Raw genomic sequence first — 26,308 nt, forward strand, 5'->3', positions numbered from 1 at the left:
GGTTCTTGCCTAGGGTCGCGCGGTCCCGCCCATCCGATCCCCGGGGGGTGGCCACCCCCCGGGGATCAACCCCAATGCTTACGCAATTCGGGCCGATCACCAACATGCAAGGGTCGGGGTGAGGGGGCATCCCGCGTCAGCGCGAAGATGACAGGGCCTTCCGGGCCCGCTAGGTGACCGGCATGGCGAGGCAGATGCCCGGGCCGCCGTCGCTGTCTTCGTCTATGAACAGCACGCCGGAAGCGATGAAGGTCAGGCGCAGCAGCCGCGCGCTTCCCGGTTTCAGGGTGCAGTGGCCGAGTTCGAAGTTGCAGAGGGTGATGTAGTGGACGCCACTGCGTTCGGCGAGTTCCTCGCGGCTCCATTGCAGCATGGCGCGCGCCGCGCGGCACTGTCTGCCGGTGATCAGGGCGGGTTGGGGCGGATGATGGTTTGTTCGGGGGCTGTCGCCGGGGGCGTTGTCATCGGCGCCCTGAGTGTTTCGGGAAGGCGAATCCGTGATAAGGCTGTCTTTAGCCATGGCCTGACTCCTAGTAAGTCGGGTTACGGTCAGGCGCGGGCGGGTGTTTGTGCACCCTCTCGCGCCGCTAACAAGCACAATAAATTCAATCTAACCTATTTAATTTCACCTGTCATCAAGATGTTGAGGCTGATGACCTGTAGTGCGGGTTGAGTTTCTCATGCGAGCTTGACGGCTTAGTGCCCGTTCATAGAGTGGCGATTATGACTCCTGCCCAATGCCGTGCGGCGCGCGGCCTTCTAGACTGGACCCAACAGGATTTGGCGAAGGTTTCCGAAGTGTCTTTGACAACGGTCCGCAATTTCGAGCGCGGCGCCCGTCAGCCGATCCGCGCCAACCTTGCCGCGCTGAGAACGGCTTTTGAAGCCGCCGGCATTGTCTTCGTCGAGGCCAACGGCGGCGGTATCGGCGTGCGCCTCAAGGACTAACCACCGCACCGGTGGTCATCGTCATCCCCCCAACCGTCATACTCCGCCTTGATTCGCCGTGGCATCCGCTACTTGCCAAACTCATGGTTGATATTGCAACAGGCGAAGAGCAAGATATTTCTACAACCAAAAAGAAAAATTCGGCTGCTTCGGAATTGGGGCGGCTTGGGGCTCAGAGGGGGTAAGGCTCGCGCTCGGAAGCTATCGGCTAAGCAGCGAAGCGAGATTGCGAGGAAAGCCGCCCAGGCACGGCACAGGAAGAAGGACTAGCCGGGGTAGCTTAATGGCGGGCAAGGGCATGGGAGCAAAGGCGGAGTTTCCGCCGCTCCTGCTAGACGGTTTGCACAAGATGGATTTAGCGTCACTGAAGACGTTGGTGGTCGACGGATTTCCTAAATCTGCGCGGCGTCTTCCGCTATGGAACAATTTCGTAACCATAGCAGTGGACACTCTATCCTCGCTCAAGCTTCCGTGCGAAATTTGGGTTGATGGCAGCTATTTGACCCAGAAGATTGACCCGGATGACATTGATTTTGTGGTGGATTTCCCGATTTCTGTTACCTCGAATATATCTGTTCCACAGAAACAGTTTATAGAGCAACTGGCAGCAAATGACTTCCATAACCCCCATAAGTTGCATAGCTTTGTCATGTTTAGCGCCCCAATAGGGCACAACTATTATCCAAAGTCGGAGTTGTCTCACAGTAGATGGAAAAAGGACTTTGGCCAGAGCCTTACTAAGAAAAAGCCAAAGGGAATAGCCGTTTTGGAGGTGTCGCGGTGAGCCGGGTAAGAGCGATACTTGACGACATGAACGATCTGGAGGCGACTATTGTTCGGCTTGAACGGCACGCTGATCCAGAAACGGAATTTGCGGATCGACTGACTATTCAATCACTCGAAAACCGCAGAGAGATGCTTCGATCAGACCTTGCCGAGGCGACACGCAGCGAGTTCATTGAAGTTTGCGACTATCGGATTATCCCTGACAGCGGGGCGTCTTACTCGGTGTCGGCGGTGACTGGGGTTCTGCGCACGTTTCAAGAATTGGTGACAATTGTATTCGACGCTATCACCACTCAGCCGAAAGAGCGAACCACCTCCGACCCTGCTATTATCGCGAAGACGCAGTTCGACTTTGGTTTCGCTTACTCTGGCTCGCTGGGTGTGGCGCTGACGATCGAGAATGAAAGACTGCTCGCAATCGAGTCTCATTTAGATCAAGCGATAGACGCGGTGTTCGGGCTGCTCAAGGTAGACAGTGCCGAGGGGCTCCATGGCGGAGTTGCGGCTTATGGCACTCCAGCGGTGAGAAAGCTCTACGCCCTGTCGAAACTCCACCGCGACTATGGCATGAGTGCAGATATTAAGTGGGTGAGAGACGGCGAAACGAGAAAGCAAGTGCTGACGCAGCCGCCAGAGTTCTCAGAACTTTGCAGCGTTATTGAGAGGCGCGGCGAAGAGCACACAGAGGATTTTGAGATCACTGGCCTCTTGGAGATGTGGGACCACCACGGACGAAGATTCCTTCTGTCACCTCCAGAGGGTGACCCTTTAAGAGGGGCCTTCGCAGAAAGTTTTGACGCTACCACCCCTCGCCGGGTGCCAGAACGGTACAAGGTGATGTTGGTGAGGCACATGAAATTTAACTATGCCAAAGACCGGGAAGAAGTCTCCTGGGAGTTGGTTGGCATCGAAGACTTAAACTGACCCATCACCCCTAACCCACCGGTGGAATTTCCCGGCAAAGGCCGCTAGGCTCGCCGCCAATGAGACGGCGCGGCCCGGAGAGGCTGCGCGACAGCAATCTTTGGGAGGAAACAGTCATGAAACGCCGGAGCTTTGTGAAGGGCGCGGGCATCGCCGCCGCTGCCGGAACCGCCGCCGCCGCGACGACCCTGGCCGCGCCGGCCATCGCCCAGGGCAGGGTCGAATGGAACATGGTCATGCCCTGGCCCAAGGGCACGCCGGGGGTCGGCGTGAATGCGGAGCGTTTCGCCCAGCGCGTGATCGCCATGAGCGACGGGCGCATCAACATCCGCACCTTCGGCGCGGGCGAGCTGGTGCCGCCCTTCGAAAGCTTCGATGCGGTGCAGTCCGGCACCGCCGACATCATGCACGGCACGCCTTATTTCTGGGTCGGCAAGTCCAAGGCCTTCAACTATTTCACCACGCTGCCCTTCGGCCTCAACGCCATCGAGATGCCGGCCTGGCTGACCTATGGCGGTGGACAGGAACTCTGGGACGAGGTCTATGCCGACTTCGGCCTGAAGCCTTTCTACGCCGGCTCCAGCGGTCTGCAGGCCGGCGGCTGGTTCAAGACCGAGATCAACTCCCTCGACGACCTGCAGGGCCTGAAGATCCGCATCGCCGGGCTGGGCGGCGAGGTCATGCGGCGCGTCGGCGCCGTCGTGGTGCTGCTGCCGCCGGGCGAGATCCTGCCCTCCATGCAGTCCGGCGCCATCGACGCGGCGGAGTGGATCGGCCCCTGGAACGATGTCGCCTTCGGCCTGCAGAAGGTCGCCAGATACTACTACGTGCCGGCCTTCCATGAGCCGGGGCCGGGCCTGGAGATCACCGTCAACAAGGCGAAGTTCGATGCCCTGCCCGCCGACCTCCAGGCCATCGTGCAGGGCGCCGCGGCGGCGACGGCGCAGGAGACCACCACCGACTTCACCTATCACAACATCCAGGCCTTCGGCCCGCTGCTGAACGACTATGACGTCGAACTGCGGTCCTTCTCCGACGACATCGTCGCCCGGCTGGGAGAGGTGACCCGCGAGGTGGCCGAGGAGATTGGGGCGACCGATGCCCTGACGCAGAAAATCCACGTGTCCTATATAGACTTCACCCGCAAGGCGGCGGCCTATCAGGGATCTTTCGACGAGACCATGCTGCGCCAGCGCAGGCTGGTCTGGGCCTAAGCCGGGTCCGGGCCCAGGCTACTTCCCCCGTTCCCGCTGTTGAAGACTGCCAGGGCCCACCCGGGCCTTGGCGGCTTTCCTTGGCTACCCCCATTTTGGCCCTCTTTTTGGCCCTGCCGTTGAAACGTCCCGGCCCCTTCATCCGTAGTATGTCTCAGGGCGCCTTATGTTCGGGCGCGCAGCTGTCAAGGCGGCGGTCGATCAAAGATATTTGATTCACCGCCGCCGGACGGCACGCCTTAGGGTGAGGCGGCCGAAACTGGAACTTGGGCGGTGTCTGAATGCGGCTGACCAACACGGCTGAGCGCTACGGCGCGGTGGCACAGACGCTGCACTGGGTGACCGTGGCATTGTTTGCCGCAATCTTCGCGCTGGCCTGGATCCAGGACGGCCTGCCGCTGTCGCCGGAAAAGATCCGCCTGATCAACCTGCATAAATCCGTCGGCGTGACCATTTTGGTGCTCGCGGTTCTGCGCCTCGTCTGGCGCTGGTACTCGGCACCCCCTGTGCTGCCGGCGGGCATGGCGGGGTGGGAGCTGCAGTTGGCCCATGCCAGCCACGTCGCGCTCTACGTCGTGCTGCTGGCCCAGCCCACCATCGGCATCCTGCATTCCGCCGCCGCCAACTTTCCGGTGGTGGTCTTCGGGCTCTTCACCCTGCCGGCGCTGATCGACCCCAGCGAAGAGGTGAAGGTGATTCTGGGACAGGCGCACTACTGGCTGGCCAATGCGATCCTGGCGCTGGTGGCGGTTCATGTCCTGGCGGCGCTGCGTCACCACTTTGTGGTGAAGGATGCGGTGCTGAAGCGCATGCTGCCGGCTGTGGGAAAAGGAAAAGGCGGATGAAGGCAGCGGCCCTGGGTTTTGCGATGACCCTGCTTGCCGGCGCGGCGCCGGGCTTGGCCCAGGGCGCGCCCGACTGGATGGTGGGATACGGCAGCCGGATCGGTTTCGTCGCCACCCAGTCCGGGGCGCCGGTGGAGGGAGTCTTCGAGGACTTCATGGCATCGATTGCCTTCGACCCTGACAACCTTGCCGCCAGCCGGGTCGAGGTCGTTATCGAGGTCGCCAGCGTGAACAGCCTGAGCAAGGACCGTGACGAGATGATCCGCTCCGCGCCGCTGTTCGATGCGGCGCTCTGGCCGAGCGCGACCTTCGCGGCGGAAGGTTTCACCGACCTGGGCGGCGGGCGTTACGAGGCGGCCGGCAATCTCACCCTGCGCGACGTGACCCTGCCGGTGATGCTGCCTTTCACCCTGGTTACCGAAGAACGCGATGGCGCCGTCCATGCCGTGGCCAGCGGCGAACTGGCGGTGCTGCGCCTCGACTACGGCATCGGCCAGGGGCTCTGGCAGGACACCTCCGTGGTCGGCAACGAAGTGACCATCAAGATCGATATCCAGGCCAGCCGCCCGGCCCTCTGAGGGCGGATCGACCAATCTGCAGATAAAATGAACGGGAGACAGCCAATGCCGCACGTAACCTTACCCCGATTGAAAACCCTGACCCTCGCGGCGGGCCTGCTGGCGGCACCCTTGGCGCTGGGCGGCGCCCAGGCGGCGGAGACCTACGATCTCGATTCCGGTCATGCCGACGTGATCTTCATGGTCAGCCACTTCGGCTATTCCGATACCATCGGGCGGATCGGCGATGTGAAAGGCAGTATCACCTTCGACGAAGCGGCGGTCGAGAATTCCGCCGTTGAGATCGTCATGCAGTCGGCCAGCCTGGACACCAACCACCAGAAGCGCGACGACCATCTGAAGAGCGCCGATTTCTTCAATGTCGAGAAGTTTCCAACCATCACCTTCAAGAGTACCGGCATTGCCAAGACCGGCGACAACACCGGCGCCGTGACCGGCGATCTCACTCTGCTGGGCGTGACCAAGCCGGTGACCCTGGACGTCACCTTCAATCAGAAGGCGCCTCATCCCATCCTGCAGGGCAAGGAGGCTATCGGCTTCTCCGCAAGAGGCAGTATCAAACGCACCGAATTCGGCATGGCGACCTATGCGCCCGCCGTGGGCGACGCGGTCGAACTGATCATCGAGGTCGAAGCCATCGCGCCCTGAGGGTGGGGTTTTCCCGCCTGCGGTGGGTTTGCATGGTTAATACCGGCAGGGGATTCGAGGCAGGGACCGAAGGCGCCGGGCCGCCTGTTGACTTTCCCGGCCCGATCCGCTGTTATCCACGGGTTATGGACAGCAACCGACTGATCGGCATCGCCATTCGAATTACGGACCCGGCCCCCAAGGGGTAGCCGGGCATAGCCCATTCGACTTCGGGCTTCTTCGATATTGGTGATTACCGTTCAGGGGACAGACAATGTCCGCTTCCATGACTTCCCTAGAAATGCCTGCCGCAGCCTTGCGGCTTTCCCATGCCGACAACACCAGCGCGCTTAATGTCGCGCCGGTCTATTGCTTCTCCATCCTGGCCGAGGCCGAACCCGGCGTCATGCCCCGGGTGCTGGAGCTGTTTGCCAAGCGCGGCCTGGTGCCGACCCGCTGGCACAGCGACGTGGCCGGGCCCAAGTGCCGTGACCTTGCCATCGATATCCAGGTCGACGGTTTGGACGTTCAGACCGGCGACTACATCGCCCGCTGCCTGCGTCAGGTCTATCAGGTCCAGGCGGTGCTGACGTCTCAGAAGCATGTGGGCCAGAAGCATGTGAGTCCAAAACATGTGGGGCAAAACCCGCCGGGCCGATGACGGAGGCCGCACCGACCCTGTATCTGCTCTGCGGCAAGATCGCGGCGGGCAAATCGACGCTGGCCCGCCGCCTGGGATCTGCGCCTGCGTGCCTTCTCATCAGCGAAGATGCCTGGCTTTCTGAACTCTATCCCGGTGAGATCCAATCGCTTGCGGACTATGCGCGCTGCGCCGAACGCCTGCGCGCCGCGATGGGCGATCATGTGCAGGCGCTGCTGCGCGCCGGTCTTTCCGTCGTGTTGGACTTTCCCGCCAACACCGTGGCGGCCCGGCAATGGATGCGCGGTATCTTCGAGGGCGCTGGCGCTGACCACGAACTGCACGTCCTCGACGTGCCCGATGCGGTCTGCAAGACGCGCCTGCATCAGAGAAACCTGACCGGCGCCCCCGTCTTTGCGCCGGACGAGGCGGACTACGACCGGATCGCCGGGTTCTTCGTGCCGCCGGCCCCGGAAGAAGGTTTTAATTTGGTGGTTCATTCCGGGGCATAAAGGGGCCGGGGCTCCCCAAAGCGGTTGCGATCTTCTATTCTGAAGGCGGACAGTCAGCAGGAAACCGCCATGCCGCTCAGCCGTTCGCCGAAAGACGTGCTGCGCCCCTTCGTCCGGCAGCTCTGGGCGTCGGAGGGGGATGGACCGCCCGGAGAAGGGTCGAACCGGGAAATGATGCTGCCCAGCGGGGCGCTGCATCTGGTGCTTCGGCTGGCGGAGACTCCGCTGCGGATCTTCCGCCACCGCGATGACAGGGTCGGCTTCACGGTCTCGGCAGCGGTAATCGGCGGTCCGCGCAGCGGGCCCTACCTCAAGGATGTCTCAAGGCCGGTGCCGAGTGTCGGCGCCCTCTTGGCGCCGGGCGCCGCCGGGCTGCTGATCGGCGCGCCCGCCGGCGCATTTGCGGGCCGGCACACGGCTTTGGAGGATGTCTGGGGCGCGGCAGCCGTGACCGAGCTTCGTGAGAAACTCTGGACGGCCGGAACGGCGGCGCGGCGGCTCGATCTCTTCGAAGCCGCGCTGGCTGCCCGCCTGCCACGGCTGCGCGGGATCGACCCTCTGATCGCCCAAGCCCTGGCGGGCTTCGACGCCTCTCTTCCGGTCGCGGCGGTGGTCGGGCAAAGCGGTTACAGTCATCGGCACTTCTCGAAGCGCTTCACCGAAACCGTCGGTTTGAAGCCGAAGACCTACGGCAGGCTGTTGCGTTTCGGGCGGGTTCTGGCGCGGCTGTCCGCCGGCAGCGGTCCGGCCCTGGCCGACCTGGCGGCCGATGAAGGTTACGCCGACCAGGCCCATCTCAATCGCGAATTCCGTGAGTTCGCCGGTCTGTCGCCCGGCCGCTATCGCCGGCTGGCGCCGCGCTTTGCCCGCCACGTTCGGCTCTGAGGTACCCGGGTCAATTTCCTTCAAGACAGCGGCGGGTCCCTGAGGGAGATTCAGCCAGGATTTCCAAATGAAAGGAAAACTGCCATGGCGGTTCACGAACTCTTCGTCTACCTGACTGCCAGCCCGGCTGAGCAGGCTGCGGCCTATTACAAAGATATCTTCGGCGCGACGGAAAAGTTCCGCCTTGTCGAACCGGGCGGGCGCATCGGTCATCTGGAACTGCTGATCGGCGGTACGACGCTGATGCTCTCCGATGCTTTTCCCGAGTGTGATATTCACGCGCCCAAGGCCGATGCCCCCCACACCTTCGCCATTCACCTCCACGTCGACGACGCCGATGCCCTGATCGAGCGTGCCGTCGCCGCCGGCGCCCGTGTGGTGAGACCGCCACAGGATCATTTCTATGGCGAGCGTTCCGGCACCCTGCGTGATCCCTTCGGTTATGACTGGCTGATCGGCCATGCCATCGAAGAAGTCACGCCCGAGGAAATGCAGCGCCGCTATACGGCGATGCTGACGGCCAGCCAATGACGACGCCAGTGTTCATCTACCAGTGCTCATCAAATTGACTCCAATTGGTCGGAATATGCTCTAGTCTTCTGTCTTACGGGGTGGGATCAAACGTCCCGCCGTAACGCGCCGGTACCAAGAAGCAAGAACAAACCGGCAAGACAGGAGGCGGATCATGAGAGCGTTGTTCGTGCTGGGCGCCGTGGCTGTTTCGGGTTTTATCGGTACCGCTGCGGCCGATACCAGCGAGTCCAAATGGCAGACCCGGGTCGTCATTGAAAAGCAGGGCGCGCACTGCGTCGACGATCCGAACTGCTTCAACCGCTATCACCCGGACATCCCGGCGGTCATCCGCGCCAATCCCGGCGACATGATCATCTATCACACCCGCGATGCATTGGATTCCGACCTGACGCTGGATTCCAATGCCGACGACCTGGCGGCGGTCGACCTCAACTTCGTGCATCCCATGACCGGACCGGTCCATATCGAGGGCGCGGAGCGCGGGGATGTTATTGCCGTCACGCTCGTCGACATCGAACCGGACGAGTACGGTTACACCGTGATCGTGCCCGGCTTCGGCTTCCTGCGCGATATCTATACCGAACCTTATCTGGTGAACTGGAAACTGAGCCGGACCCACGCCGTGTCGGATCAGATGCCCGGCATCAGGGTGCCCTACGAAGCCTTTATGGGATCGGTCGGCGTCCTGCCTGGCCAGCCGGAAGTCGAAAGCTGGCTGGAGCGCGAAAGACTGCTGGGTGAGGCCGGCGGTGTCGCCCTGCCGCCGCAACCGATCGGCGCCTTGCCCTCTGCGGTCTGTGGACCGGAAGGTTCGGGCAAGGACCAGTGCCTGCGCACCATTCCGCCGCGCGAGAACGGCGGCAACATGGATGTGCAGCAGATGCAGATCGGCACCACGCTGCTGCTGCCGTGCTTTATCGAGGGTTGCGGGCTCTTCGTCGGCGACGTGCACTACGCGCAGGGCGACGGCGAGGTCTCCGGCACGGCCATCGAGACCGGGGCGGTGGTTACGGTAACCGTCGATATCCGCAAAGGTGAAGGGGCCTTCATCAAGGGACCGGAGGTCGAAGGCGGCGCGCAGATCAAGAACATCGAACCCTCGAAGTTCTATCAGACCATCGGCCTGCCCCTGAAAGCGGCGGGCGAAGTGCCGCCCCCGCACAGCTATCTCGACAGCCAGAAGATCGCCGACCTGACCAACCTTTCCGAGGATCTGACCCTGGCGGCGCGTGACGCGCTGATCAAGATGATCGACTACATCCAGCGTAAACACGGCCTCACCGCCGAGCAGGCCTATATCCTGTCCAGTGTTGCGGTCGACCTGCGGATCGGCCAGGTCGTCGATGTGCCGAACTACGTCGTGACCGCGGTGCTGAACGAGGACGTCTTCGCGGAGTGATGTGCGGTCGGACAAGACGGCAGGCGCTCGGCCTGGGGCTGCGTTTAGGGGTTGGTGCAGGCGCGGCGTTGCTGTTAAGCGGCCACACGCCCTATGGGCAGTGGGTCGTCTACCGCAAGAAACACCTGCTGATCGGCTGCCACAAGGCCGATCCCGGGGCCTACGACCTGGCCAAGCAGGTGGTGGCGCAGCTTGATGCGCACCTGCCGGCGGCCAAGTCGCGGGTCGCGCGTGCGCCCCACGCCGGACGGCTTGCCAGCCTCTTGGCCACCGCGCAGATGGATGTCGCGACCCTGAGCGGGTCGGAAGCCGCCGCCATGCAGGCCGGTAGTGGTGGTTTCGCACCCTACGGTCCAGTGGCGCTGCGTCTGCTGTTGCCGCTGGGTGACCGGCTTCTGATCGCCCGGGCGGATTTTCCCGAGCGCCATGCCTGGCTGGTGACGGCGGCCCTGGCCGGGACGGACCTCGCGCCGGAGATCCAGACTGCGCAAGAGGCGGCGGTACCGTGGCATCCCGGCAGCCGCGCCTTCCTGGAAGGCCGCCCCGAACCGGGCAGTGACTAGAGCGGATTCCTTGGGCCGTCACCTCATCGCCTGCAGCCGCGCCATGGCGAGGATGCCGACGGCGGGGCCGGCCGCCAGGGCGATGAGCACCAGCGGCCAGCCGAAGTTGGCGGCGAGAACCGGCGTCACCTGCACGGTGACGAAGGTCAGGGCGAAACCCAGCGCGGTCTGAAAGGTCATCAGGCTGCCCGCCTGTTCCGGCGGAGAGGCGTCGGCGACCAGGGCGGAGAACTGGGCCGAGTCCGGTATGATGCTGATGCCCCAGATCACGACGATGACGAAGGTCAGCCAGACAGGTCCGCCGAAGGTCACGCCGGCGGCGACAGCCGAAGCGCCGCTCACCGCCATGGCGATGATGGCGATGCGGGCTTTGCCGATCCGGTCGGCGGCGATGCCGGCGACGACGCAGGTCAGGCTGCCGGCGCCGATGGCGACAAAGGCGGTGAGCTTGGAGAGCTGTTCGGCTTCGGCGCTTGGCAAGGTCACGCTGTAGGAGATGGCGGTCGCCGCGGCGATCCAGGCCCACATGGCATAAAGCTCCCACATGTGGCCAAGGTATCCGATATAGGCGAGCCGGACGCGCCGGTTGGTCCAGGCGGCGACGATCACCTTGGGATCGAAGCGCTGCGCCCTGCCGTGATGGGACCCCAAGCCGACCCCGAGGCAGAGGATACCGGCAAAGAGCGATGCCAGGGAAGCCGCGGCGACGGTAATGCGCCAGTCAGCCCCGCCGGAAAGGGCGATCAGGTAGGGGGAGGCCGAGCCGAGGGTGAGGGCGGCGACAAGGATGCCGACCAGAAAGCCCCGGTCGTCCTTGCCCCAGCCGACGACGATTTTCATGCCGACGGGGTAGACGCCGGCCAGCAGGGCGCCGGTGGCGACGCGCGCAACAATCGCCGCGCTGCTGCCCGGCGGGACGAACAGCAGAACGGCGTTGGCCGCCCCGGCGGCAAGGGCGCAGGCGGCAAAGACGCGGCGCGGATCGTAGCGGTCGGGGATACCGAAGATCGCCGAGGCCAGCGCCCCGATGACGAAGCCGGCCTGCACGCCGCTGGACAGGGCGGCTTGGCGGGCCGACGAAAGCTCTGCTTCGCGCAGCATGTCGGGCAGGATCGCCGCCGAGACGAACCACAACGACATTGCGGCCAGTTCTGCGATCAACAGCAGGGTTATGGATCGAAACTTCATGCCGCCGTCAGTGGTAAAGGACGCGGCGGGCTTAGTCGATCTTGCTTTTGGGGTTCCCAGTCAAGGCTGCGGCAGACCGCCCCGGCTGGGACGGCCTGCTGCAGAGTTTGCCGCCTAGAGCAGATTCACCTGGTCGAGTGGAATCGCCGGAGGCGATCCATCGACCAGGATCTGCTCTAACTGTTGATATAGAGCGGATTCACATGTTTTGCCGTAACCACGCAGTGGTTCCGACAAAACATGACCCGCTCTAGCGGCTCAGTTTGCCGACGCCGGAGAAGCGGAAGGCTTCTTTTTCCAGCGCGTCGATTTCTTCCAGGCTCATCTGGTCGTTGGCGATGGTGATGCGGCCGAGGAAGACATGGGGCAGTTCTTCCGCCCGGCCCTCCATATGCGCCTTGATGGCCTCGGCCGCCGCCGCGCCGACGTCGTCGCCCATGCGCATCGGTGTGGCGTCGAGCTCGCCACGGCGGATGGCATCGAGCTCCAGTCCGGTGCCGCCCCAGCCTGTGGAGAAGATCTCCTTGTGCTTTTCCGCGGCGATCTGCGCCTCGACCGATCCCATGGCCATGGCGGTGTTGGCGTTGTGGATGATCTTGGCCTCGGGATAGGCCTGGAGGATCAGGTTGGTGCCGTCGAAGCCTCCTTCGCGCCGATACTCGCCATAGTGTTCATAGGCCAGGGTCCAATTGCCTTTCTCCTGGACGCAAGCGGCGAAATCGCCGGAGCGCTGATTATCGGTAATCCCGGGAATGCCGCGGTTCATGGCGTAGGTAATGTCTTTGCCGAGACGGTCGACCATATACTCGCAGATCAGTTCCGCACCCTCCGCCGCCGAGAAATCGAACCAGCCGGCCGGCTGCTTCGTCAGGTACTTCGGTGGCGTGAAGAACGACCAGACGAAGGTGGTGAAGCCCTCGGTGTTGGCCAGCTTGTCGATGTTGTCGGCCTGGGTCGCCAGTTCGGAGGGACCGAAGACCACGAAGTCGTAGATGTCGGCGTCCTGAATGACCTGGTCGGTGTAGGTCGCCTGCAGCGAATGCTCGATCTGGCGTGAGGCGAACTCGGTTGTTTCGTATTGGATGCCGACCTGGTCGAGCCGCTTGGTGAAGGCCAGATAGGCGCGGGCCCAGAAGTCGGAGACGTCGGCGGAGGGATAGATCAGCGCGATCTGGATCGGCTTGTCCAGCTTGCCGCTGTAGGGGACCGCTTCGCTGCTGACGATCTTACGCATGGCTTCCAACTGGCCGGGCTTGTTGACCTGTTCGACCAGCCAGAAGTCGCGTTCATCGTCGCCCGGCATCGCCTTCAGCGGAAAGTCATCGGCAAAGGCAGCGCCGGCCAGGCAGAGGGCTGCACCGCACAACAGCGTCGACAGATAGGCTTTCATGACTCATTCCTCCCGGTTTGTGTTTGTTAACCTCGTATTCGGCGCGTCCCTTTAACCGCTGGCCGTCCTACCCACTCGCTACTGGGGCGCCGGACAGGAAGTGGCCCAGTGCCAGCAAGGCGATCAACAGCGCCAGCAGGCCGCCGCTGAGCTTCACGATCTTGATGTTCTCCGGCGTTGCGAAAGCGGCGAAAAGCCCGCCTCCTCCGTCGCGGTCTTTCTTCTGCAGCCAGGTGAAGAGGGCGACCGAGGTGATGATCACGACGCCCGAGCCGACCGACTGCCAGAAGAACTCGATGCGTAGGGTCACCAGGGCATTGATCATCATGGAGAGCAGCAGCACGCCGGCGAAGGAGCCGAGCAGCGAGGCGCGCCCGCCGAACAGGGACGTGCCGCCGACCACCACGGCGGCGATGACATGCAGGTTGAAGTAAGGTGCCGAGGTTGCCTGCACGGCGTTCAGCTTGCCCGCCAGCATGACGCCGGCCAGTGCCGCCATGGTGCCCATCAGGATATAGGCGTGCAGCTTGTAACGGTCGACGGCGATGCCGGTCAATTCGGCGGCTTCGGGGCTGGAGCCTATGGCAATCGAGTAGCGCCCGAAGTGGGTGCGCTTCAGCAGCACGAAGCCGACGATGAAGGCAAGGATGCCGATGGTCACCGGGATCGGCAGAAACCATTCCAGGCGGCCGCGGCCGATATCGGTAATGAGGTCGGGAAAACGCGCCAGCACCAGGCCCTTGGCGAGGACCAGCGCGAGGCCGCGATAGACAAGATCCATTGCCAGAGTGCCGATCAGGTCGGGCACGCGGAACTTGGTGATGATGAGTCCGTTGATCAGGCCAAGCAGACCACCCAGACAGATGGCGATCGATACGGCGGCCCAGTCGGGGAAACCGTACTGCTTGATGAGGAAGGCCATGATGATGCTGGTCAGCGCGGCGACCGACCCGATGGAGAGATCGATACCGCGCTGGGTGATGACGAAGGTCATCGCCATGGCCATCGGCATGTAGAGGGCTGCTTCAAGCAGGATGATGTTCAGGTTCGACAGCCGGAAATACCGGGTTGGCTCGGCGATACCCATGAAGGCCGCGATCATCAGGATCATCGCCAGGGGGGCGATGATCGCCATGTAGGGATCGAGGCGTTCCTTCAATTGATTTTGTGCGTTCTCAGCCAAGGTTCCCTCGTTTCTCAGGCGTCTTCCGTCACACCGACGATCAGTCCCAGGACCTCCTGGGTGCTGCTCTCGGCGGTTTTGACGATCCCGACGCAGCGCCCGCGGCGCATGACCTGGATGCGGTCGGAAACGGCGAAGACATCGTCAAGCGAGTGAGAGATCAGCACGATGGCCAGACCCTGTTCCCGCAACACCTCGATCAGTTTCAGGGTGCGCGCGGTTTCCTGCGGGCCAAGCGCCGCCGTCGGTTCATCCATCACCAGCACGCGCAGGTCGCTGTGGTAGACGGCGCGCGCGATGGCGACCGCCTGGCGCTGCCCACCGGAGAGACTCTCCGTCGGCGCGTCCATGTTCGGCAAGCGCACGCCGAGGCGGTCGAACAGGACGCGCTCGGATTCTTCGCGCATGCGTTTGTTGTCGAGCAGCGGAAAGCCCAGGAAGGACTTCGTAAGCTCGGAGCCGAGGAACATGTTGGATGCCGGATCAAGATGATCGGCCAGGGCGAGAGTCTGATAGACCGCATCGATCCCGCGCGCGATGGCCTCGGAATGGCTGTTCATGGACAGGATTTCCCCATCCATCTCAATGGTGCCGCCGGTTGCCCGGTAGACGCCGGTGAGAATCTTGATGAGCGTGGACTTGCCGGCACCGTTGTCGCCGACGATGGCCAGCACCTCGCCGGGATAAGCGTCCAGATCGACGTCCTGCAGTGCGGTGACACCACCGAAGCGCTTGCTGACGCCGCGCATGGAAATGATGGGCTCTCTCGCTGCCATTTTGCGTCCTCCCAGCCCGGATCTTCTTTTCTTTGCGGCCCGCGAAAGAGGGCCGGGCGATCCGGGAGAGCGGGTTGCAAGACCGCCTTTTATCCGGGAAGAAGTTTGCCGGTTACGTTATGCTGTATGAATGTTATCGATAACATTTCGAAAGTCAATGATCGCGAGTCTCTCTTCCCAAGGGCGGCTCTCTTACGCCGCCGTTGAAACCTCCATCGCCCTGACGCTAAGACGGCTTGTGGAGTTGTAGTGCCGCTGCCACGGCGTTGCGCAGGTCCGGGTCTTCGTCGATTCCCGCGGCGATCCCGGCGGCGCGGTAGTCGACGCCGCTGTCCAGATGCGCGGCCCGTTCGGCCCGGCCGAGCATACCGGGTTTGCCGATCAGCTCGCCGACGCAGTGGCGGATCGCCTCGGCGGGTGGCTCGCTCTCGTCGCCGAACAGCTCCTGCCAGACCATGCGGACGTAGAGCGCGCAGTGATGGGCGAGCAGGGCCTGTTCGCGGGTCGTGCAGGCCGACGCAAGGTCGCCGAGACCCCAGCCGCGCAGGCGATCCAGCTGAAAGGGCGCCGCGGTGCCCGGTTCACCGATGTCGGGAAGATCCTTGTAGTCCATCCTTACTTCCTCCTGTTCAAGGCGGGCTCCTGTTTCAAGCGGGCGCGGTTTCGGCCAGCACCTTGTGAAGGAACTGCACTGAGATCGATCCTTCGCCGACGGCCGAAGCCACGCGCTTCACCGAACCGGATCGGGCATCGCCGACCGCGAAGACGCCGGGTTGGCTGGTTTCCAGCACGTGCGGCGGGCGCGCCAGGGGCCAGGCGTCGGCGGCGGCTTCCGTTCCGGTGCAGACGAAGCCCCTGTCGTCCAGTTTCACGCAGCCGCCGAGCCACTGGGTGTTGGGACTGGCCCCGATCATGAGAAAGAGGTTGGCGATCTGCCGCTTCTCCTCGCTGTTGCTTTGGCGGTTCCGCCAGTTCATCGTCTCGAGATAGCGGGTGCCTTCCAGCGCTGTGATCTCGGTGTTCCGGTGCAGGGTGATCCGCGGCGAGGCATCGATGCGGCCGACCAGATAGTCCGACATGCTGGCGGCCAAGCTGTCGCTGCGGATCAGCATGTGGACATGGGCGGCGTGACGCGAGAGAAAGATGGCGGCCTGGCCCGCCGAGTTGCCGCCGCCGACCACTGCGATTTCTTCGTTGCGGCAGAGATCGGCTTCCAGCGCGGTGGCGGCATAGTGGATGCCGCTGCCTTCGTAGGCTTCCTGGTTGTCGAGCCCGAGGCGCCGGTAGGTCGCGCCGGAAGCGATCACCACGCTCCAGCAGCGGAAGGTACCGCCGTCTTCGGTCCGCAGGGTGAAGGGCCGCTCGCTGCAGTCGAGTGACACCACCTTGCGCGGGATCGAGATCACGGCGCCGAACTTCTGCGCCTGCACCTGGGCCCGGCCGGCCAGGGCCTGTCCGGAAATCCCGGTCGGAAAGCCCAGGTAGTTTTCGATCTTGGAGCTGGTGCCCGCCTGTCCGCCCGGCGCCTCGCCCTCCAGCACCAGGGTGTTCAGCCCTTCGGAGGCGGCATAGACCGCGGCGGCCAGACCTGAAGGCCCGGCCCCGACGACAATGACATCGCAGGGCGTCGATCCGTCCGGCTCTTCGAACAGGCCGAGATGCTTGGAGAGGTCCAGGTTCGATGGGTTGTACTGTTTTTCCTCGCCGGCGTTGAAGACCACCGGCAGTTGGGCCGCATCGCAACCGTGGGCGCGCAGCAATTCGCCGGCCTCGGTGTCTTCCTCGGCGTCGACGACGCGGTGCGGATAGCCGTTGCGCCGCAGGAAGCGGGCGATCCGCAGGGTGTCCCGGTCGCGCCGCCGGCCGACCACAGTAACGCCGCCCTGGGTTTCCTGGATCAGCCCGACCCGGCGCAGGATCAAGGCGCGGGTGATGATCTCGCCGATGTCCGGTTCCGCCGTCAGCAGCCGGCGCAGTTGGGCGCGGTTCAGGCGCAGCACCTCTCCGTCGGCACCCATGCGCCCGCCGACCAGGATCTTACGGTCGTTGAAAAGGTCAAGCTCGCCGGTGAAGCCGCTGGCTTCGTGAACAGTGATGACCGTCTCGCCGTCGCGCGCCGGATCGATGATCTCGATGTTGCCTTCCAGTATGATAAAGCAGTCGACGCTGCGGTCGCCGCGCGAGAAGAGGACCGTGTCCTTCTTCAGGGGCTCGCGCTTGCCGAAGGGCAGCGCGCGCTCGATCTGCTCGGCCGTGAGTTTGGGAAAAATCTGGGCGCTGCGGGCATAGGCGTCGGTTGCAGCTCCGGGGTCTTCGACGGTTTTCGATTCGACCATCTTTTCGATTGTGCTCCTGTTCGGGGGGTGTTGCCTTTGGAGACTCTTCTCGACGGGTCACTTTAGAAAATGCTGATCGGGCGCGTGGGTTCCGCCCGCTGTTCTCGGCATGTGGTCCTCTGGCGGCGTGCTTGCAAACGGTTTTGCCAAACCCGCCGCGCCGCGTTGGTGCCCGCTACAGCAATTGATCTATTGCCGATCCCATGGCTGTCCAGGGCAGTGCCGGAGTGACGGGAAAAGGCGTGGCGTTGCCGCGCGCCGGTGGTTAGGTTCCGCGCCATGAGCTATCTGGACCGCATCGCGCGCTGCCACCGCTGGAACCCCGGGGACTACCTGCCGTTTCTGGTGGACGGTTCGGCCGTCGGCGGGTTGGCGCGGGACTTCCCCGACACTCTTTCCGCCTTTCCGAAGGTTTTCGATATCGGTAAGGACGCGGTATCGCTGTCGCCGGCGCTGAGCGGCTTCGAGTCGCGGAGCGCGGCTTTGACGGAGGTGGTCGGGGAACTGCGCGCTGCCGGCGCCTTTCCAGGCTGGCGTGGCGAGGATTACGCGGTTTCGCTGAAGTGGGGGCAGGCGCCGCTGTTCAGGATGGAGCGGGCGGCGGTGCCGCGCTTCGGCCTGCCGTGCTACGGGGTTCATGTGAACGGCTTCGTTCGCGGGCGTCAGGGCATCGAGATGTGGATCGGCCGCCGTGCGCTCGACAAGCCGACCGCGCCCGGCAAGCTCGATCACCTGACCGCCGGTGGCCAGCCCTACGGCCTGGGGCTGATGGAAAATGTCATCAAGGAATGCGGGGAGGAGGCGGGGGTGTCGCCGGCCCTGGCGGCCAGGGCCCTGCCGGTCGGGGCGGTCAAGTACCGCTGCGCCATGCCGGATGGCCTGCGCAACGACGTCGCCTTTTGCTATGACCTGGAACTGCCCGCCGATTTCGTACCGCAGAACAGTGACGGCGAGGTGGAATCCTTCGAACTCTGGCCGATGGAGAAAGTCTTGGCTGTGGTGCGCGAGAGCGAGGACTTCAAATTCAACGTGGCCCTGGTGATCATCGACTTCGCCCTGCGCCATGGCATCCTGACGCCCGACGATGAACCGGACTACCAAGCCATCGTCGAAGGCCTCAAGGGGTCCGTTTCCGGTTAAGCGCGGGCGTCGGCCAGGATCAGGTCGCTTGCTTTCTCGCCGATCATGATCGCTGGGGCATTGGTATTGCCCGAGACGATTTCCGGCATGATCGAGCAGTCGGCGATCCGAAGGCCCTGGATGCCGTGCACCTTCAGCCGGGCATCGACGACCGCTTGCGGGTCCGGGCCCATCTTGCAGGTCCCGGTCGGGTGGTAGATCGTCGTTGCGGTGTTGCGTACCCATTCCAGCAGGCCTTCATCGCCCTCGACGTCCGGTGCGGGGCTATGGCTGCTGGCGATCTTGCTGGACAGCGGCGCCTGCTTGGCGATCTGCCGTGCGATCTTGACGCCGTCCACAACGGTTCGCTGGTCGGTTTCCGTGGCCAGGTAGTTCGGATGAATCGTGGGATAGGTTCGGGCCTGATTGTCCTTCAAGCGGAGCTCGCCGCGGCTCTCCGGCCGAAGCTGACAGACCGACATGGTGAAGGCGGAGAAGGGATGTACCCCTTCGCCCGGGCTGTCGGCCGACCAGGGTTGAATGTGAAACTGGATATCAGGGGTTTCCAGCTCGGGCCTGGTCTTGAGGAAGCCGGTGGCAAGACTGGCGGCCATGGCCATCGGCCCGGCGCGGAACATCAGGTATTTCAGCCCGATTCGCGCTTTGTTGTACAGGCTTCGTACTTCGTCGTTCAGCGTCGGCTCATTGCATTTGTAGACAAGCCGCGCCTGCAGGTGATCCTGCAGGTTCTTGCCGACGCCCGGCAGGTCGGCGAGAACGTCGATTCCGTTCTCTTTCAGGTGACTTGCTTCGCCGATGCCGGAGAGCATCAGGATCTGCGGTGAGCCGATGGCGCCGGCGCTGAGAATCACTTCACCCTTCGTGCGTACCTCGCAGGCGCGGCCCGCTTTGTCGAGGTAGGCGACGCCGGCCGCGCGGTTCCCCTCGAAGATCACGCGGGTGACATGGGCCCGGGTGACGATCTGCAGGTTCGGCCGCTTCTTGACCGGATTGAGATAGGCGACCGCCGCCGAGCAGCGCCGGCCCTTTCGTGCCGTCAGCTGGAAGTAGCCCACCCCTTCCTGATCGGCGCCATTGTAGTCGGTGTTGAAGGGATAACCCTCGTTTTGCGCCGCCGCGACCCAGGAATCGCAGATCGGCCGCTTCAGCCGCATGTTGGAAACCGTGAGGGGGCCGCCGGTGCCGTGATAGTCGTCGGCGCCGCGCTCCTGGTCCTCGGCGCGCTTGAACAGCGGCAGCACGTCGTCCCAGCTCCAGCCCGGATTGCCCATCTGGCGCCAGCGGTCGTAGTCCTGAGCCTGCCCGCGCACATAGAGCAGGCCGTTGAGCGATGAGGATCCGCCCAGCACCTTGCCGCGCGGCCAGTCGAGGCGGCGGCCGTTCAGGCCCGGGTCCGGCTCGGTCATGTAGCACCAGTCGACACTGGGATTGTGCATGGTTTTGAAGTAGCCGACCGGGATATGGATCCATGGATTGATGTCGCGGCCGCCGGCCTCCAGAAGCACGACCCGCGTCTTGGGGTCGGCGCTCAGCCGGTTTGCCAGCACGCAGCCGGCCGATCCTGCGCCTAGAACGATATAATCGGCTTCCAACACAACCATTTAGTGTGCATTCTCCCAATATACCGGTTTTACATCTTGAATAAACTATCGTAGTATGCTTTTTTTGAGACTACAAGTCTCATTTTCTAATAAAACAAAAATAGGGAGGAAGAAATGAAGGTCTCTGAAACGCTTAGCGGCATCTCGCGACGCGACCTCTTCAAGCTCACCGGCCAATACGGCCTCACCTCGACCTTGTTGGCGGCCGGTAGCTTCGGCGGTGCGGTGAGCATCGCCTCGCTGGCCCGGGCGGCAGAGTCGACCTATACGAAGCGCTTCGCCAAGGAAGCCAAGCATCAGCTGAAATTCGGCGCCTCCGGCTTCAACGCCCGCAACCTGCTGATTGAGCGCGCCGGCGCTTTGGAGTTCGCACGCGATCTGGAAGAACGGACCGAAGGCGAAATTCGGGTAGAATTCATCGGCGACAACCAGATCTGCGGCCAGCTTTCCTGTGTTGAAAAGACCCAGCTTGGCATCGTCGACATCTATGCCGCGTCGACCCAGAACTCGGCCGGCGGCGCGCCTTATCTGAACGTTCTCGACTACGCCTTTATGTTCCCCGGCCGCGCGTCGCAGTATCACTTCCTCTACAGCCCGGAGAGCCAGAGGATCCTGCGCGATCCGCTGGAGAAGCGCCACGGCCTGAAGTTCCTGTTCTCCCACGCCGAACTGCGCGGCATTCAGTTGGGCCTGAAGGCGAAAGACAAGCCGACGGTCACGAAGCTCGAAGAGCTTTTCGGTACCAAGAACCGCGTCACCGGAACGCAACTTGGCCGCATCGCCATGCAACTTCTCAACCTCAACCCGGTGCCGGTTGCCTGGGAAGAGACGCTTGACGGACTGAAGCAGGGCCTGATCGACGGCGCCGAAACCTGGGCTTCTGCGGTGGCCTACGCCAATATGTCGCCGGTGGTTTCCCAGTCGGTCGATCTGAAGTTCTTCTGCGGCACCGAGCATACCTCCATGTCGGCCAAGGTCTTCGACGGTCTGGAGCCGCACCTGCAGGATGCCGTGATGGAATCCTCCTATCTCGCGCAGGTTCATGTTCAGGCGGCCAACGAGGCGGCGCTGGTCAAGACGGTGGGCTTCTCCGATCCGCAGCTTCCCGGCACGATCTTTGCCGAGAACGATGTCCGTCCGGCCTTCCTGGCCGAGGATCAGATCAAGATGGCCGAAGAGATGTGTTCGCCGGAGTACAATCCCGAGCCTTGGGCCCAATGGCGCGAGCGGCTCAACAACTGGGCCGGCGGCATCGATACCTACACCGACATCCACAAGGTCGCCCGCGAGGTGCCGGCCGATATGAAGCCGGAAAACGTCGAGCCGCGACGCTGGTGGCGTTCGGTCTGATTTTCGGCAAAGATGACGGGCGGCTCCTGGCGGGAGCCGCCTAGTCATTCCATAATGCTGGAAGCCGGCACGAACCGGCTCCGCGGGAGGAAATCCGAATGGGGACCCTGTTTGCCGAATCCGGCGCAATTATCAGCGCCTTCTTCTCGAACGATGCCTGGATGATCAGCGAGGCCATGCGCGGCGACGGCGTCTGGCTGCTTGGCTTTGTCGTCACGCTGCTGGGCGCGACGGCTGTGTTGGCGGTTTATCGCTTCGTGCCGCTCATCGATCGGCATCTGGAGCGCAGCGTGATGGTCTGGACCTACTTGATCATCGGCGCGATCATCTTCGTGGAGGTGTTCCGGCGCTTCATCCTGAACGAACAGGTGCCCTGGTCGACAACCCTGCCGCCCTTCCTCTTCCTGATCATGACCTGGTTCGGCTGTTCTTATAACGTCCGGCTTCGGACCCACTTGGCCTTCAACGAATTCCGCATGAACCTGCCGCGCGGCGGGCAGATGTTCTGCCTTGCCCTGGATGCCGTGCTCTGGTTGGTGTTCTGCTGGGTCGTTGTCGTCACCTCGACGAAGGTGGCCGCCAACTCCGCCGCCAACTTTCAGATCATGCTCGGTACCGATGACGTCCTGCAGTGGTGGTTCCTTGTCACCGTTCCCATCAGTTTCGTTCTGATGGCGGCGCGCGTTCTGGAGAATCTGATCGAGGACATCGGCAACTATCGCTCCGATTCGCCGCTGATCGTACAAGCCGTCATCGGCGCGGATTGAGGAGGGCAAGATGACTGACGGAACCTGGGTTACTCTCATCTCTCTCGGCGTGACGGTACTCTTCATGGCCGGCGTGCCGGTCTTCCTGGTGATCGCATACTGGGTGATCGGCTGCAGTTTCGTGTTGGGTATGACGCTGGACAACATCGGCGCGGCCTTGTCCGACGTTTTCACCGATGGCTTCGCGCTTCTGGCGATGCCGCTTTTCATCCTCACCGGCGACCTGATCAACAAGTCGGGCATCGCCCGAAGACTCTCGGATTTTGCCTACTCCTGCCTCGGCTGGATGCGCGGCGGCCTGGCCATGGCCAGCATCGGCGCCTGCGGCCTGTTCGCGGCGATTTCCGGCTCCAATTCCGCGACCACGGCAACGATTGGCTCGATGCTGCATCCGGAGATGGTCAAGGGCGGCTATGACGAGCGCTTCTCGGCGGCAACGGCCGCCGCCGGCGGTACGGTGGGTATCATCATCCCGCCTTCGATCATCTTCATCGTCTACGGCTTCCTGATGAACCTGCCGATTTCGGACCTCTTCGTGGCGGGCATCATCCCCGGTGCGATGATGGTCATCGGCATGCAGTTTGCCTGTTGGATCATCTGCCGGATCAACGGCTGGGGGCATCTGATCCAGCTGCAGCTGGGCCGCGTGCTCAAGACCGCTTTCGGCGCCTGGCTTGGGTTCTTTGCCATCGGCCTGGTCCTCTGGGGGATCTATACGGGCAAGTTCTCACCCACCGAGGCTGCCGGCGTGACCGTCGGTTTCTGTATCATCGTCGGGGTGATTTCGCTGCCGCTGTATCGGATCATGGGATCGATGGACCCCAACCGGCCGATCGCTGAAAAAGGCTACAGCGAGATGCTTGTCGTCGAGGGCTTCAAGCTGACCGAGATTCCGGCAATCACCATGCGCTCGGCGCAGATCACCGGCATTCTGGCGCCGCTGATCGCGGTCTCGGTGGTGATGCAGCAGATCCTCTCTCTGCTGGGCGCACAGCAGGTGATCGGTGATTTCGTAACCGGCATGGGCGGCTATCACGCCGTACTGTTCACGGCGATGGCGATCGTGTTCGTTTCCGGCATGATTCTCGAAAGCCTGCCGGTCACCATTATCCTGGCGCCGATCCTGGCGCCGATCGCCGCCTCCGTGGGCATTGACCCGATACATTTCTCGGTGATCTTCCTGGTCGGGGCCTCGATCGGCTTTGTTACGCCGCCTTACGGGCTGAACCTCTATGTCGCGAGTGGTGTCACCGGTGTTCCCTATTTCCGGCTGCTCAAGTTCATCGTGCCTTATCTTGTCGCATTGATTTCAGTCTGGGTCATCGTGGCACTTACGCCTGAACTCGCAACGGCGCTGTTGCCGAATCGCTAGGGGTGGCACGGAGGAGCATTGGTGAAAGTCGCAGAGTCGAGCAGCAAGAACGATACGATACCGACCAACCTTCGACTGCTTTTGATCCTGGAGGAGATTGCCCGGGTCGGCGTCCCGATGACGCCAACCGACCTGAACATGCAGCTGGGGCTGCCCAAGGCCACGATCCACCGTCTCTTCGCCACCCTTGAGGCGGAGGGCTTTCTGCAACGCGACATCGATGGGCGCTCCTACACCGCCGGCCGGCGGCTCAGAAAGCTGTCGACCAACGTGCTTTCGTCGCTTCGCATCCGTACCGCACGGCTCGCGGTACTGAAAACGGTGGCCGAGGAGATCGGAGAGACCTGCAACATCGCCATCCCGGACCATGATGCGATGATCTATCTCGACCGGGTTGAGACGAAGTGGTCGCTGCGCATCCAGCTGCCGGTCGGCACGCAGGTACCGTTCTATTGTACCGCCAGTGGGAAGCTCTACCTGAGCAACCTGCCCAGGAGTGCGCGCGACGCCCTCTTGGCCAGCCTGAAGCCAGAGGCGCGCACGCCCAATACCATCACGGAGATCGCGGATCTGAGTAGGGCCCTGGACCGTATCCGGGAGGAGCAGATCGGCACCGACGACGAGGAGTTCCTCGACGGCATGGTGGCGGTCGCGGTGCCCGTGACCGATTCCGAGGGGCGTCTCTTTGCCACCCTCGCGGTCCATGCGCCGCGCCTGCGCATGACCCTGGAGCAGGCGCGATCCCACGTTCCGGTGCTGCGCGAAGCGGCGCGACGGCTCGCTGCCCTGATCGAAACGGATCAGCAGCCCCAACCTTGATTTCAGTTGCCGGCCTCGATCTCAGATGATCGTCTGCGGGCGGTCGCCGTGCAGCGTGTCGATCAGGCGGTGGGGAATGGTGAACTCCACGGCGAGGCGGCGCACGTCCTCCTCGGCATGCTCGAGCGAGCGGTGCAGCCGGCCGATCTCAAAAAGGTTGTCGCCGTGCGGGATGGCGATCAGGAAACGGCCGTCGATGAAGGCGCAGTTGACCGACTTGCGGCCGACCGCTTCGGAGATGGCCAGCAGGGAGTCCAGCAAGGCGGTTTGGAGGAGGGCGCGGGCCTCTTCCGGCTGGTCGCTGTAGACCTGATAGCGCGCTTCGAAGGCTTTGTGGTTCATGGTTACGGCGGAGAGGTTGGTAAGGCTGCTGCGCACCAGATCCACGACCCAGTTGCCGAGTTTGCCCTTGTCGCCGATCAATAGGACGGTGCAGGTGAAGGTCACCGGGACCGAAACCTGGCACAGCAGGCCGGTAAAGGTGCCGCGCTCTTCGCGCTTCGTTCCGGACCGGCGGCTTTGCTTCAAGCGGGCTTCGACCAGGCTGTAGTCGGTATCGCGGTATCGTCCGATGAGCAGGTCTTCGAGCTTGGCCCGGTTGAAGCCGGCGGTGACGCCGCTGCGCCGGAAGACCTCCAGGTCGAAGCGTCCGCCTGGCTTGCGGTGATACTCCAGGCCACCAAGGAATCGCCGCAGCGGCTCGACGACCAGTTTGCGCAGCGCCGCGCGGTGGCGCCGGCCGGGTAACGTCGTCCAGAAAAAGCCGCCAATCAGGCCGGCGGCGGCGGTCAGGACCGGCACAATCGGCTCCGCGCTCCAGGCAAGGGCGATGCCGGTTGCCGCTGCGGTGACGAAGGCGGTGCCGGCGGCGCGGGTATAGGCGGCCCGCAGGCGTTCCTTGCGCGCAACCTCAAGCGGCGCTAACCCGGGCGCGACCTCGGCAGCGAAGAAGTCTTCGAAAGATCGATTTCCCTCTGCTGGTTTCGTGGTCTCTGCCATTGAACCCTTCTCTCAGCTCGATTGCGGTTGTTCGGTCATCGCGATCACTTCTTCCAACGTATGCCCGGCTTCGCGCAGGGCACGAATGGAGAGCGCGTCATGGCGTTTGGCCAGGCGCTTGCCGTTTTCGTCGGTGAGCAGGCGGTGGTGGTGGTAGTCCGGCACCGGCAGCGCCAACAGGTGTTGCAGCAGGCGGTGGACGTGGCTTGCCTCGAACAGGTCCGCGCCGCGGGTGACCAGGGTGATGTCCTGAGCCGCGTCGTCGACCACCACGGCCAGGTGATAGCTGGCCGCGACGTCCTTGCGGGTCATCACCACATCGCCCTGCGGGCGTGGGTCGCAGCGCTGCCTGCCCCGGCCCCGGTCGTGCCAGGTCAGTGGGCCGCCGTTCTCGCGCTCGGCCTCAGCCAGGGCGCGTTCCATGTCCAGGCGCAGGGCATAGGCCTCGCCGGCGGCGATGCGTGCGTCGCGCGCTGCTGCGCTCAGGCCCCGGCAGGTGCCGGGGTAGACGGATTCGTTGGGGCCATGGGGGGCGGCCCCGGCGCGGGCGATCTCTGCGGCAATCTCCTTGCGGGTGCAGAAACAGGGGTAGGTCACGCCCCGTTCGCGCAGGCGTTGCAGGGCAAGCGCATAGTCGGCGGCGCAGTCTGACTGGCGGCGCAGCGGTTGTTCCCAGCTCAGGCCGAGCCAGGCGAGGTCGTCGAAGATGGCGGCCTCGAACTCGGCCCGGGCGCGCTCGACGTCGATGTCATCGATGCGCAGCAGGAAGCGCCCGCCGTTCGCCGCCGCCGCCCGCGCTGTGAACAGGGCGGAATAGGCGTGGCCCAGATGCAGATAGCCGCTGGGCGAGGGGGCGAAACGGGTGGTCTCCGCCATAGAGGTGATCTCTGCCGTAGACATGTCTTTGGCACTAAGGGCTCAGGGCGCTAAAG

General features: G+C 63.3%; 28 protein-coding genes. 18 read left to right on the forward strand and 10 right to left on the reverse strand.

Annotation, left to right across the window (positions count from 1 at the left end):
- Window positions 1-169: 169 nt before the first annotated feature.
- The gene (locus HBA54_RS21175; RefSeq protein ID WP_205944813.1) at window positions 170-520 is read right to left on the reverse strand and encodes a helix-turn-helix domain-containing protein; all 351 of its coding nucleotides are present in this window, start codon (window positions 518-520) and stop codon (window positions 170-172) included.
- 203 nt (window positions 521-723) lie between these two features.
- On the opposite strand from HBA54_RS21175, the gene HBA54_RS21180 reads away from it, so the two are divergent.
- From HBA54_RS21180 to HBA54_RS21240, 13 genes are all read left to right on the forward strand, one after another.
- Window positions 724-948 carry a helix-turn-helix domain-containing protein gene (locus HBA54_RS21180; RefSeq protein ID WP_167228416.1) on the forward strand — a complete coding sequence of 75 codons (225 nt, stop codon included), beginning with the start codon at window positions 724-726 and terminating at the stop codon, window positions 946-948.
- A 283-nt stretch (window positions 949-1,231) separates the two neighbouring features.
- A complete protein-coding gene (locus tag HBA54_RS21185; protein ID WP_167228418.1) occupies window positions 1,232-1,732 on the forward strand; it encodes a DUF6932 family protein in 501 nt (166 codons plus the stop codon).
- 26 nt (window positions 1,733-1,758) lie between these two features.
- A complete protein-coding gene (locus HBA54_RS21190; RefSeq protein ID WP_167228420.1) occupies window positions 1,759-2,658 on the forward strand; it encodes a hypothetical protein in 900 nt (299 codons plus the stop codon).
- 116 nt (window positions 2,659-2,774) lie between these two features.
- Complete coding sequence (locus tag HBA54_RS21195) at window positions 2,775-3,872, forward strand: TRAP transporter substrate-binding protein (protein WP_167228422.1); 1,098 nt, start codon at window positions 2,775-2,777, stop codon at window positions 3,870-3,872.
- A gap of 281 nt (window positions 3,873-4,153) precedes the next feature.
- Window positions 4,154-4,717, forward strand: coding sequence for a cytochrome b (locus HBA54_RS21200; protein ID WP_167228424.1), 564 nt, complete (start codon window positions 4,154-4,156; stop codon window positions 4,715-4,717).
- Entirely contained in the window at window positions 4,714-5,295 is a 582-nt protein-coding gene (locus HBA54_RS21205; protein WP_167228426.1) for a YceI family protein, read from the forward strand. Before HBA54_RS21200 ends, HBA54_RS21205 begins: the two co-directional genes overlap by 4 nt.
- A gap of 45 nt (window positions 5,296-5,340) precedes the next feature.
- Window positions 5,341-5,943: a YceI family protein gene (locus HBA54_RS21210; RefSeq protein WP_167228428.1), complete on the forward strand. Its 603-nt coding sequence runs from the start codon at window positions 5,341-5,343 to the stop codon at window positions 5,941-5,943.
- Between the two features lie 253 nt (window positions 5,944-6,196).
- Window positions 6,197-6,583 carry an ACT-like domain-containing protein gene (locus HBA54_RS21215; protein WP_240932809.1) on the forward strand — a complete coding sequence of 129 codons (387 nt, stop codon included), beginning with the start codon at window positions 6,197-6,199 and terminating at the stop codon, window positions 6,581-6,583.
- A complete protein-coding gene (locus HBA54_RS21220) occupies window positions 6,580-7,074 on the forward strand; it encodes a P-loop nucleotide/nucleoside kinase family protein (RefSeq protein WP_167228430.1) in 495 nt (164 codons plus the stop codon). The genes HBA54_RS21215 and HBA54_RS21220 overlap by 4 nt, the downstream gene beginning before the upstream one ends.
- A gap of 69 nt (window positions 7,075-7,143) precedes the next feature.
- The gene (locus HBA54_RS21225; RefSeq protein WP_167228433.1) at window positions 7,144-7,959 is read left to right on the forward strand and encodes a helix-turn-helix domain-containing protein; all 816 of its coding nucleotides are present in this window, start codon (window positions 7,144-7,146) and stop codon (window positions 7,957-7,959) included.
- 84 nt (window positions 7,960-8,043) lie between these two features.
- Entirely contained in the window at window positions 8,044-8,490 is a 447-nt protein-coding gene (locus HBA54_RS21230; RefSeq protein ID WP_167228435.1) for a VOC family protein, read from the forward strand.
- Between the two features lie 154 nt (window positions 8,491-8,644).
- On the forward strand, window positions 8,645-9,892 hold the full coding sequence (locus HBA54_RS21235) for an acetamidase/formamidase family protein (RefSeq protein ID WP_167228437.1): 1,248 nt from the start codon (window positions 8,645-8,647) through the stop codon (window positions 9,890-9,892).
- Window positions 9,892-10,455 carry a hypothetical protein gene (locus tag HBA54_RS21240; RefSeq protein ID WP_167228439.1) on the forward strand — a complete coding sequence of 188 codons (564 nt, stop codon included), beginning with the start codon at window positions 9,892-9,894 and terminating at the stop codon, window positions 10,453-10,455. Before HBA54_RS21235 ends, HBA54_RS21240 begins: the two co-directional genes overlap by 1 nt.
- Window positions 10,456-10,473: 18 nt before the next feature.
- On the opposite strand, the gene HBA54_RS21245 is transcribed toward HBA54_RS21240, so the two are convergent.
- From HBA54_RS21245 to HBA54_RS21270, 6 genes are all read right to left on the reverse strand, one after another.
- On the reverse strand, window positions 10,474-11,643 hold the full coding sequence (locus tag HBA54_RS21245) for an MFS transporter (protein WP_167228441.1): 1,170 nt from the start codon (window positions 11,641-11,643) through the stop codon (window positions 10,474-10,476).
- 250 nt (window positions 11,644-11,893) lie between these two features.
- Window positions 11,894-13,033, reverse strand: coding sequence for a substrate-binding domain-containing protein (locus HBA54_RS21250; protein ID WP_167228443.1), 1,140 nt, complete (start codon window positions 13,031-13,033; stop codon window positions 11,894-11,896).
- Between the two features lie 67 nt (window positions 13,034-13,100).
- Window positions 13,101-14,216 carry an ABC transporter permease gene (locus tag HBA54_RS21255; protein WP_205944814.1) on the reverse strand — a complete coding sequence of 372 codons (1,116 nt, stop codon included), beginning with the start codon at window positions 14,214-14,216 and terminating at the stop codon, window positions 13,101-13,103.
- A gap of 14 nt (window positions 14,217-14,230) precedes the next feature.
- Window positions 14,231-14,992, reverse strand: coding sequence for an ATP-binding cassette domain-containing protein (locus HBA54_RS21260; protein WP_205944815.1), 762 nt, complete (start codon window positions 14,990-14,992; stop codon window positions 14,231-14,233).
- Window positions 14,993-15,218: 226 nt separating this feature from the next.
- Complete coding sequence (locus HBA54_RS21265; RefSeq protein WP_167228445.1) at window positions 15,219-15,605, reverse strand: hypothetical protein; 387 nt, start codon at window positions 15,603-15,605, stop codon at window positions 15,219-15,221.
- 34 nt (window positions 15,606-15,639) lie between these two features.
- The gene (locus tag HBA54_RS21270) at window positions 15,640-17,328 is read right to left on the reverse strand and encodes an FAD-dependent oxidoreductase (RefSeq protein ID WP_167228446.1); all 1,689 of its coding nucleotides are present in this window, start codon (window positions 17,326-17,328) and stop codon (window positions 15,640-15,642) included.
- 279 nt (window positions 17,329-17,607) lie between these two features.
- On the opposite strand from HBA54_RS21270, the gene HBA54_RS21275 reads away from it, so the two are divergent.
- A complete protein-coding gene (locus HBA54_RS21275; protein ID WP_167228448.1) occupies window positions 17,608-18,468 on the forward strand; it encodes a DUF4743 domain-containing protein in 861 nt (286 codons plus the stop codon).
- Here the strand turns inward: HBA54_RS21275 and HBA54_RS21280 are convergent.
- Window positions 18,465-20,069 (reverse strand): GMC family oxidoreductase, encoded by a 1,605-nt coding sequence (locus tag HBA54_RS21280; RefSeq protein WP_167228450.1) that lies wholly within the window; start codon window positions 20,067-20,069, stop codon window positions 18,465-18,467. The two genes, HBA54_RS21275 and HBA54_RS21280, sit on opposite strands and share 4 nt — an antisense overlap.
- Before the next feature lie 114 nt (window positions 20,070-20,183).
- On the opposite strand from HBA54_RS21280, the gene HBA54_RS21285 reads away from it, so the two are divergent.
- The 4 genes from HBA54_RS21285 (at window position 20,184) to HBA54_RS21300 (ending at window position 24,377) form a co-directional block, all read left to right on the forward strand.
- Window positions 20,184-21,419 (forward strand): TRAP transporter substrate-binding protein, encoded by a 1,236-nt coding sequence (locus HBA54_RS21285; RefSeq protein ID WP_167228452.1) that lies wholly within the window; start codon window positions 20,184-20,186, stop codon window positions 21,417-21,419.
- A gap of 98 nt (window positions 21,420-21,517) precedes the next feature.
- On the forward strand, window positions 21,518-22,186 hold the full coding sequence (locus tag HBA54_RS21290) for a TRAP transporter small permease (protein WP_167228454.1): 669 nt from the start codon (window positions 21,518-21,520) through the stop codon (window positions 22,184-22,186).
- Window positions 22,187-22,196: 10 nt separating this feature from the next.
- Complete coding sequence (locus tag HBA54_RS21295) at window positions 22,197-23,558, forward strand: TRAP transporter large permease (protein WP_167228456.1); 1,362 nt, start codon at window positions 22,197-22,199, stop codon at window positions 23,556-23,558.
- A gap of 21 nt (window positions 23,559-23,579) precedes the next feature.
- On the forward strand, window positions 23,580-24,377 hold the full coding sequence (locus HBA54_RS21300; RefSeq protein ID WP_205944816.1) for an IclR family transcriptional regulator: 798 nt from the start codon (window positions 23,580-23,582) through the stop codon (window positions 24,375-24,377).
- Window positions 24,378-24,398: 21 nt separating this feature from the next.
- Here the strand turns inward: HBA54_RS21300 and HBA54_RS21305 are convergent, their stop codons facing one another.
- Window positions 24,399-25,376, reverse strand: a complete 978-nt coding sequence (locus tag HBA54_RS21305; RefSeq protein ID WP_167228458.1) for a DUF3137 domain-containing protein — start codon at window positions 25,374-25,376, stop codon at window positions 24,399-24,401.
- 12 nt (window positions 25,377-25,388) lie between these two features.
- Window positions 25,389-26,252, reverse strand: a complete 864-nt coding sequence (gene gluQRS / locus HBA54_RS21310; protein WP_167228460.1) for a tRNA glutamyl-Q(34) synthetase GluQRS — start codon at window positions 26,250-26,252, stop codon at window positions 25,389-25,391.
- Window positions 26,253-26,308: the final 56 nt, after the last annotated feature.

This window comes from Pelagibius litoralis, assembly GCF_011683915.1.
GTDB lineage: Bacteria > Pseudomonadota > Alphaproteobacteria > Kiloniellales > Kiloniellaceae > Pelagibius > Pelagibius litoralis.

Excerpts from the sequence above, each read along its gene's own strand:
- HBA54_RS21175 (WP_205944813.1), bottom strand. The coding sequence starts at position 520 with ATGGCTAAAGACAGCCTTATCACGGATTCGCCTTCCCGAAACACTCAG.
- HBA54_RS21180 (WP_167228416.1), top strand. The coding sequence starts at position 724 with ATGACTCCTGCCCAATGCCGTGCGGCGCGCGGCCTTCTAGACTGGACC.
- HBA54_RS21185 (WP_167228418.1), top strand. The coding sequence starts at position 1,232 with ATGGCGGGCAAGGGCATGGGAGCAAAGGCGGAGTTTCCGCCGCTCCTG.
- HBA54_RS21190 (WP_167228420.1), top strand. The coding sequence starts at position 1,759 with ATGAACGATCTGGAGGCGACTATTGTTCGGCTTGAACGGCACGCTGAT.
- HBA54_RS21195 (WP_167228422.1), top strand. The coding sequence starts at position 2,775 with ATGAAACGCCGGAGCTTTGTGAAGGGCGCGGGCATCGCCGCCGCTGCC.
- HBA54_RS21200 (WP_167228424.1), top strand. The coding sequence starts at position 4,154 with ATGCGGCTGACCAACACGGCTGAGCGCTACGGCGCGGTGGCACAGACG.
- HBA54_RS21205 (WP_167228426.1), top strand. The coding sequence starts at position 4,714 with ATGAAGGCAGCGGCCCTGGGTTTTGCGATGACCCTGCTTGCCGGCGCG.
- HBA54_RS21210 (WP_167228428.1), top strand. The coding sequence starts at position 5,341 with ATGCCGCACGTAACCTTACCCCGATTGAAAACCCTGACCCTCGCGGCG.
- HBA54_RS21215 (WP_240932809.1), top strand. The coding sequence starts at position 6,197 with ATGTCCGCTTCCATGACTTCCCTAGAAATGCCTGCCGCAGCCTTGCGG.
- HBA54_RS21220 (WP_167228430.1), top strand. The coding sequence starts at position 6,580 with ATGACGGAGGCCGCACCGACCCTGTATCTGCTCTGCGGCAAGATCGCG.
- HBA54_RS21225 (WP_167228433.1), top strand. The coding sequence starts at position 7,144 with ATGCCGCTCAGCCGTTCGCCGAAAGACGTGCTGCGCCCCTTCGTCCGG.
- HBA54_RS21230 (WP_167228435.1), top strand. The coding sequence starts at position 8,044 with ATGGCGGTTCACGAACTCTTCGTCTACCTGACTGCCAGCCCGGCTGAG.
- HBA54_RS21235 (WP_167228437.1), top strand. The coding sequence starts at position 8,645 with ATGAGAGCGTTGTTCGTGCTGGGCGCCGTGGCTGTTTCGGGTTTTATC.
- HBA54_RS21240 (WP_167228439.1), top strand. The coding sequence starts at position 9,892 with ATGTGCGGTCGGACAAGACGGCAGGCGCTCGGCCTGGGGCTGCGTTTA.
- HBA54_RS21245 (WP_167228441.1), bottom strand. The coding sequence starts at position 11,643 with ATGAAGTTTCGATCCATAACCCTGCTGTTGATCGCAGAACTGGCCGCA.
- HBA54_RS21250 (WP_167228443.1), bottom strand. The coding sequence starts at position 13,033 with ATGAAAGCCTATCTGTCGACGCTGTTGTGCGGTGCAGCCCTCTGCCTG.
- HBA54_RS21260 (WP_205944815.1), bottom strand. The coding sequence starts at position 14,992 with ATGGCAGCGAGAGAGCCCATCATTTCCATGCGCGGCGTCAGCAAGCGC.
- HBA54_RS21265 (WP_167228445.1), bottom strand. The coding sequence starts at position 15,605 with ATGGACTACAAGGATCTTCCCGACATCGGTGAACCGGGCACCGCGGCG.
- HBA54_RS21270 (WP_167228446.1), bottom strand. The coding sequence starts at position 17,328 with ATGGTCGAATCGAAAACCGTCGAAGACCCCGGAGCTGCAACCGACGCC.
- HBA54_RS21275 (WP_167228448.1), top strand. The coding sequence starts at position 17,608 with ATGAGCTATCTGGACCGCATCGCGCGCTGCCACCGCTGGAACCCCGGG.
- HBA54_RS21280 (WP_167228450.1), bottom strand. The coding sequence starts at position 20,069 with ATGGTTGTGTTGGAAGCCGATTATATCGTTCTAGGCGCAGGATCGGCC.
- HBA54_RS21285 (WP_167228452.1), top strand. The coding sequence starts at position 20,184 with ATGAAGGTCTCTGAAACGCTTAGCGGCATCTCGCGACGCGACCTCTTC.
- HBA54_RS21290 (WP_167228454.1), top strand. The coding sequence starts at position 21,518 with ATGGGGACCCTGTTTGCCGAATCCGGCGCAATTATCAGCGCCTTCTTC.
- HBA54_RS21295 (WP_167228456.1), top strand. The coding sequence starts at position 22,197 with ATGACTGACGGAACCTGGGTTACTCTCATCTCTCTCGGCGTGACGGTA.
- HBA54_RS21305 (WP_167228458.1), bottom strand. The coding sequence starts at position 25,376 with ATGGCAGAGACCACGAAACCAGCAGAGGGAAATCGATCTTTCGAAGAC.
- gluQRS (WP_167228460.1), bottom strand. The coding sequence starts at position 26,252 with ATGGCGGAGACCACCCGTTTCGCCCCCTCGCCCAGCGGCTATCTGCAT.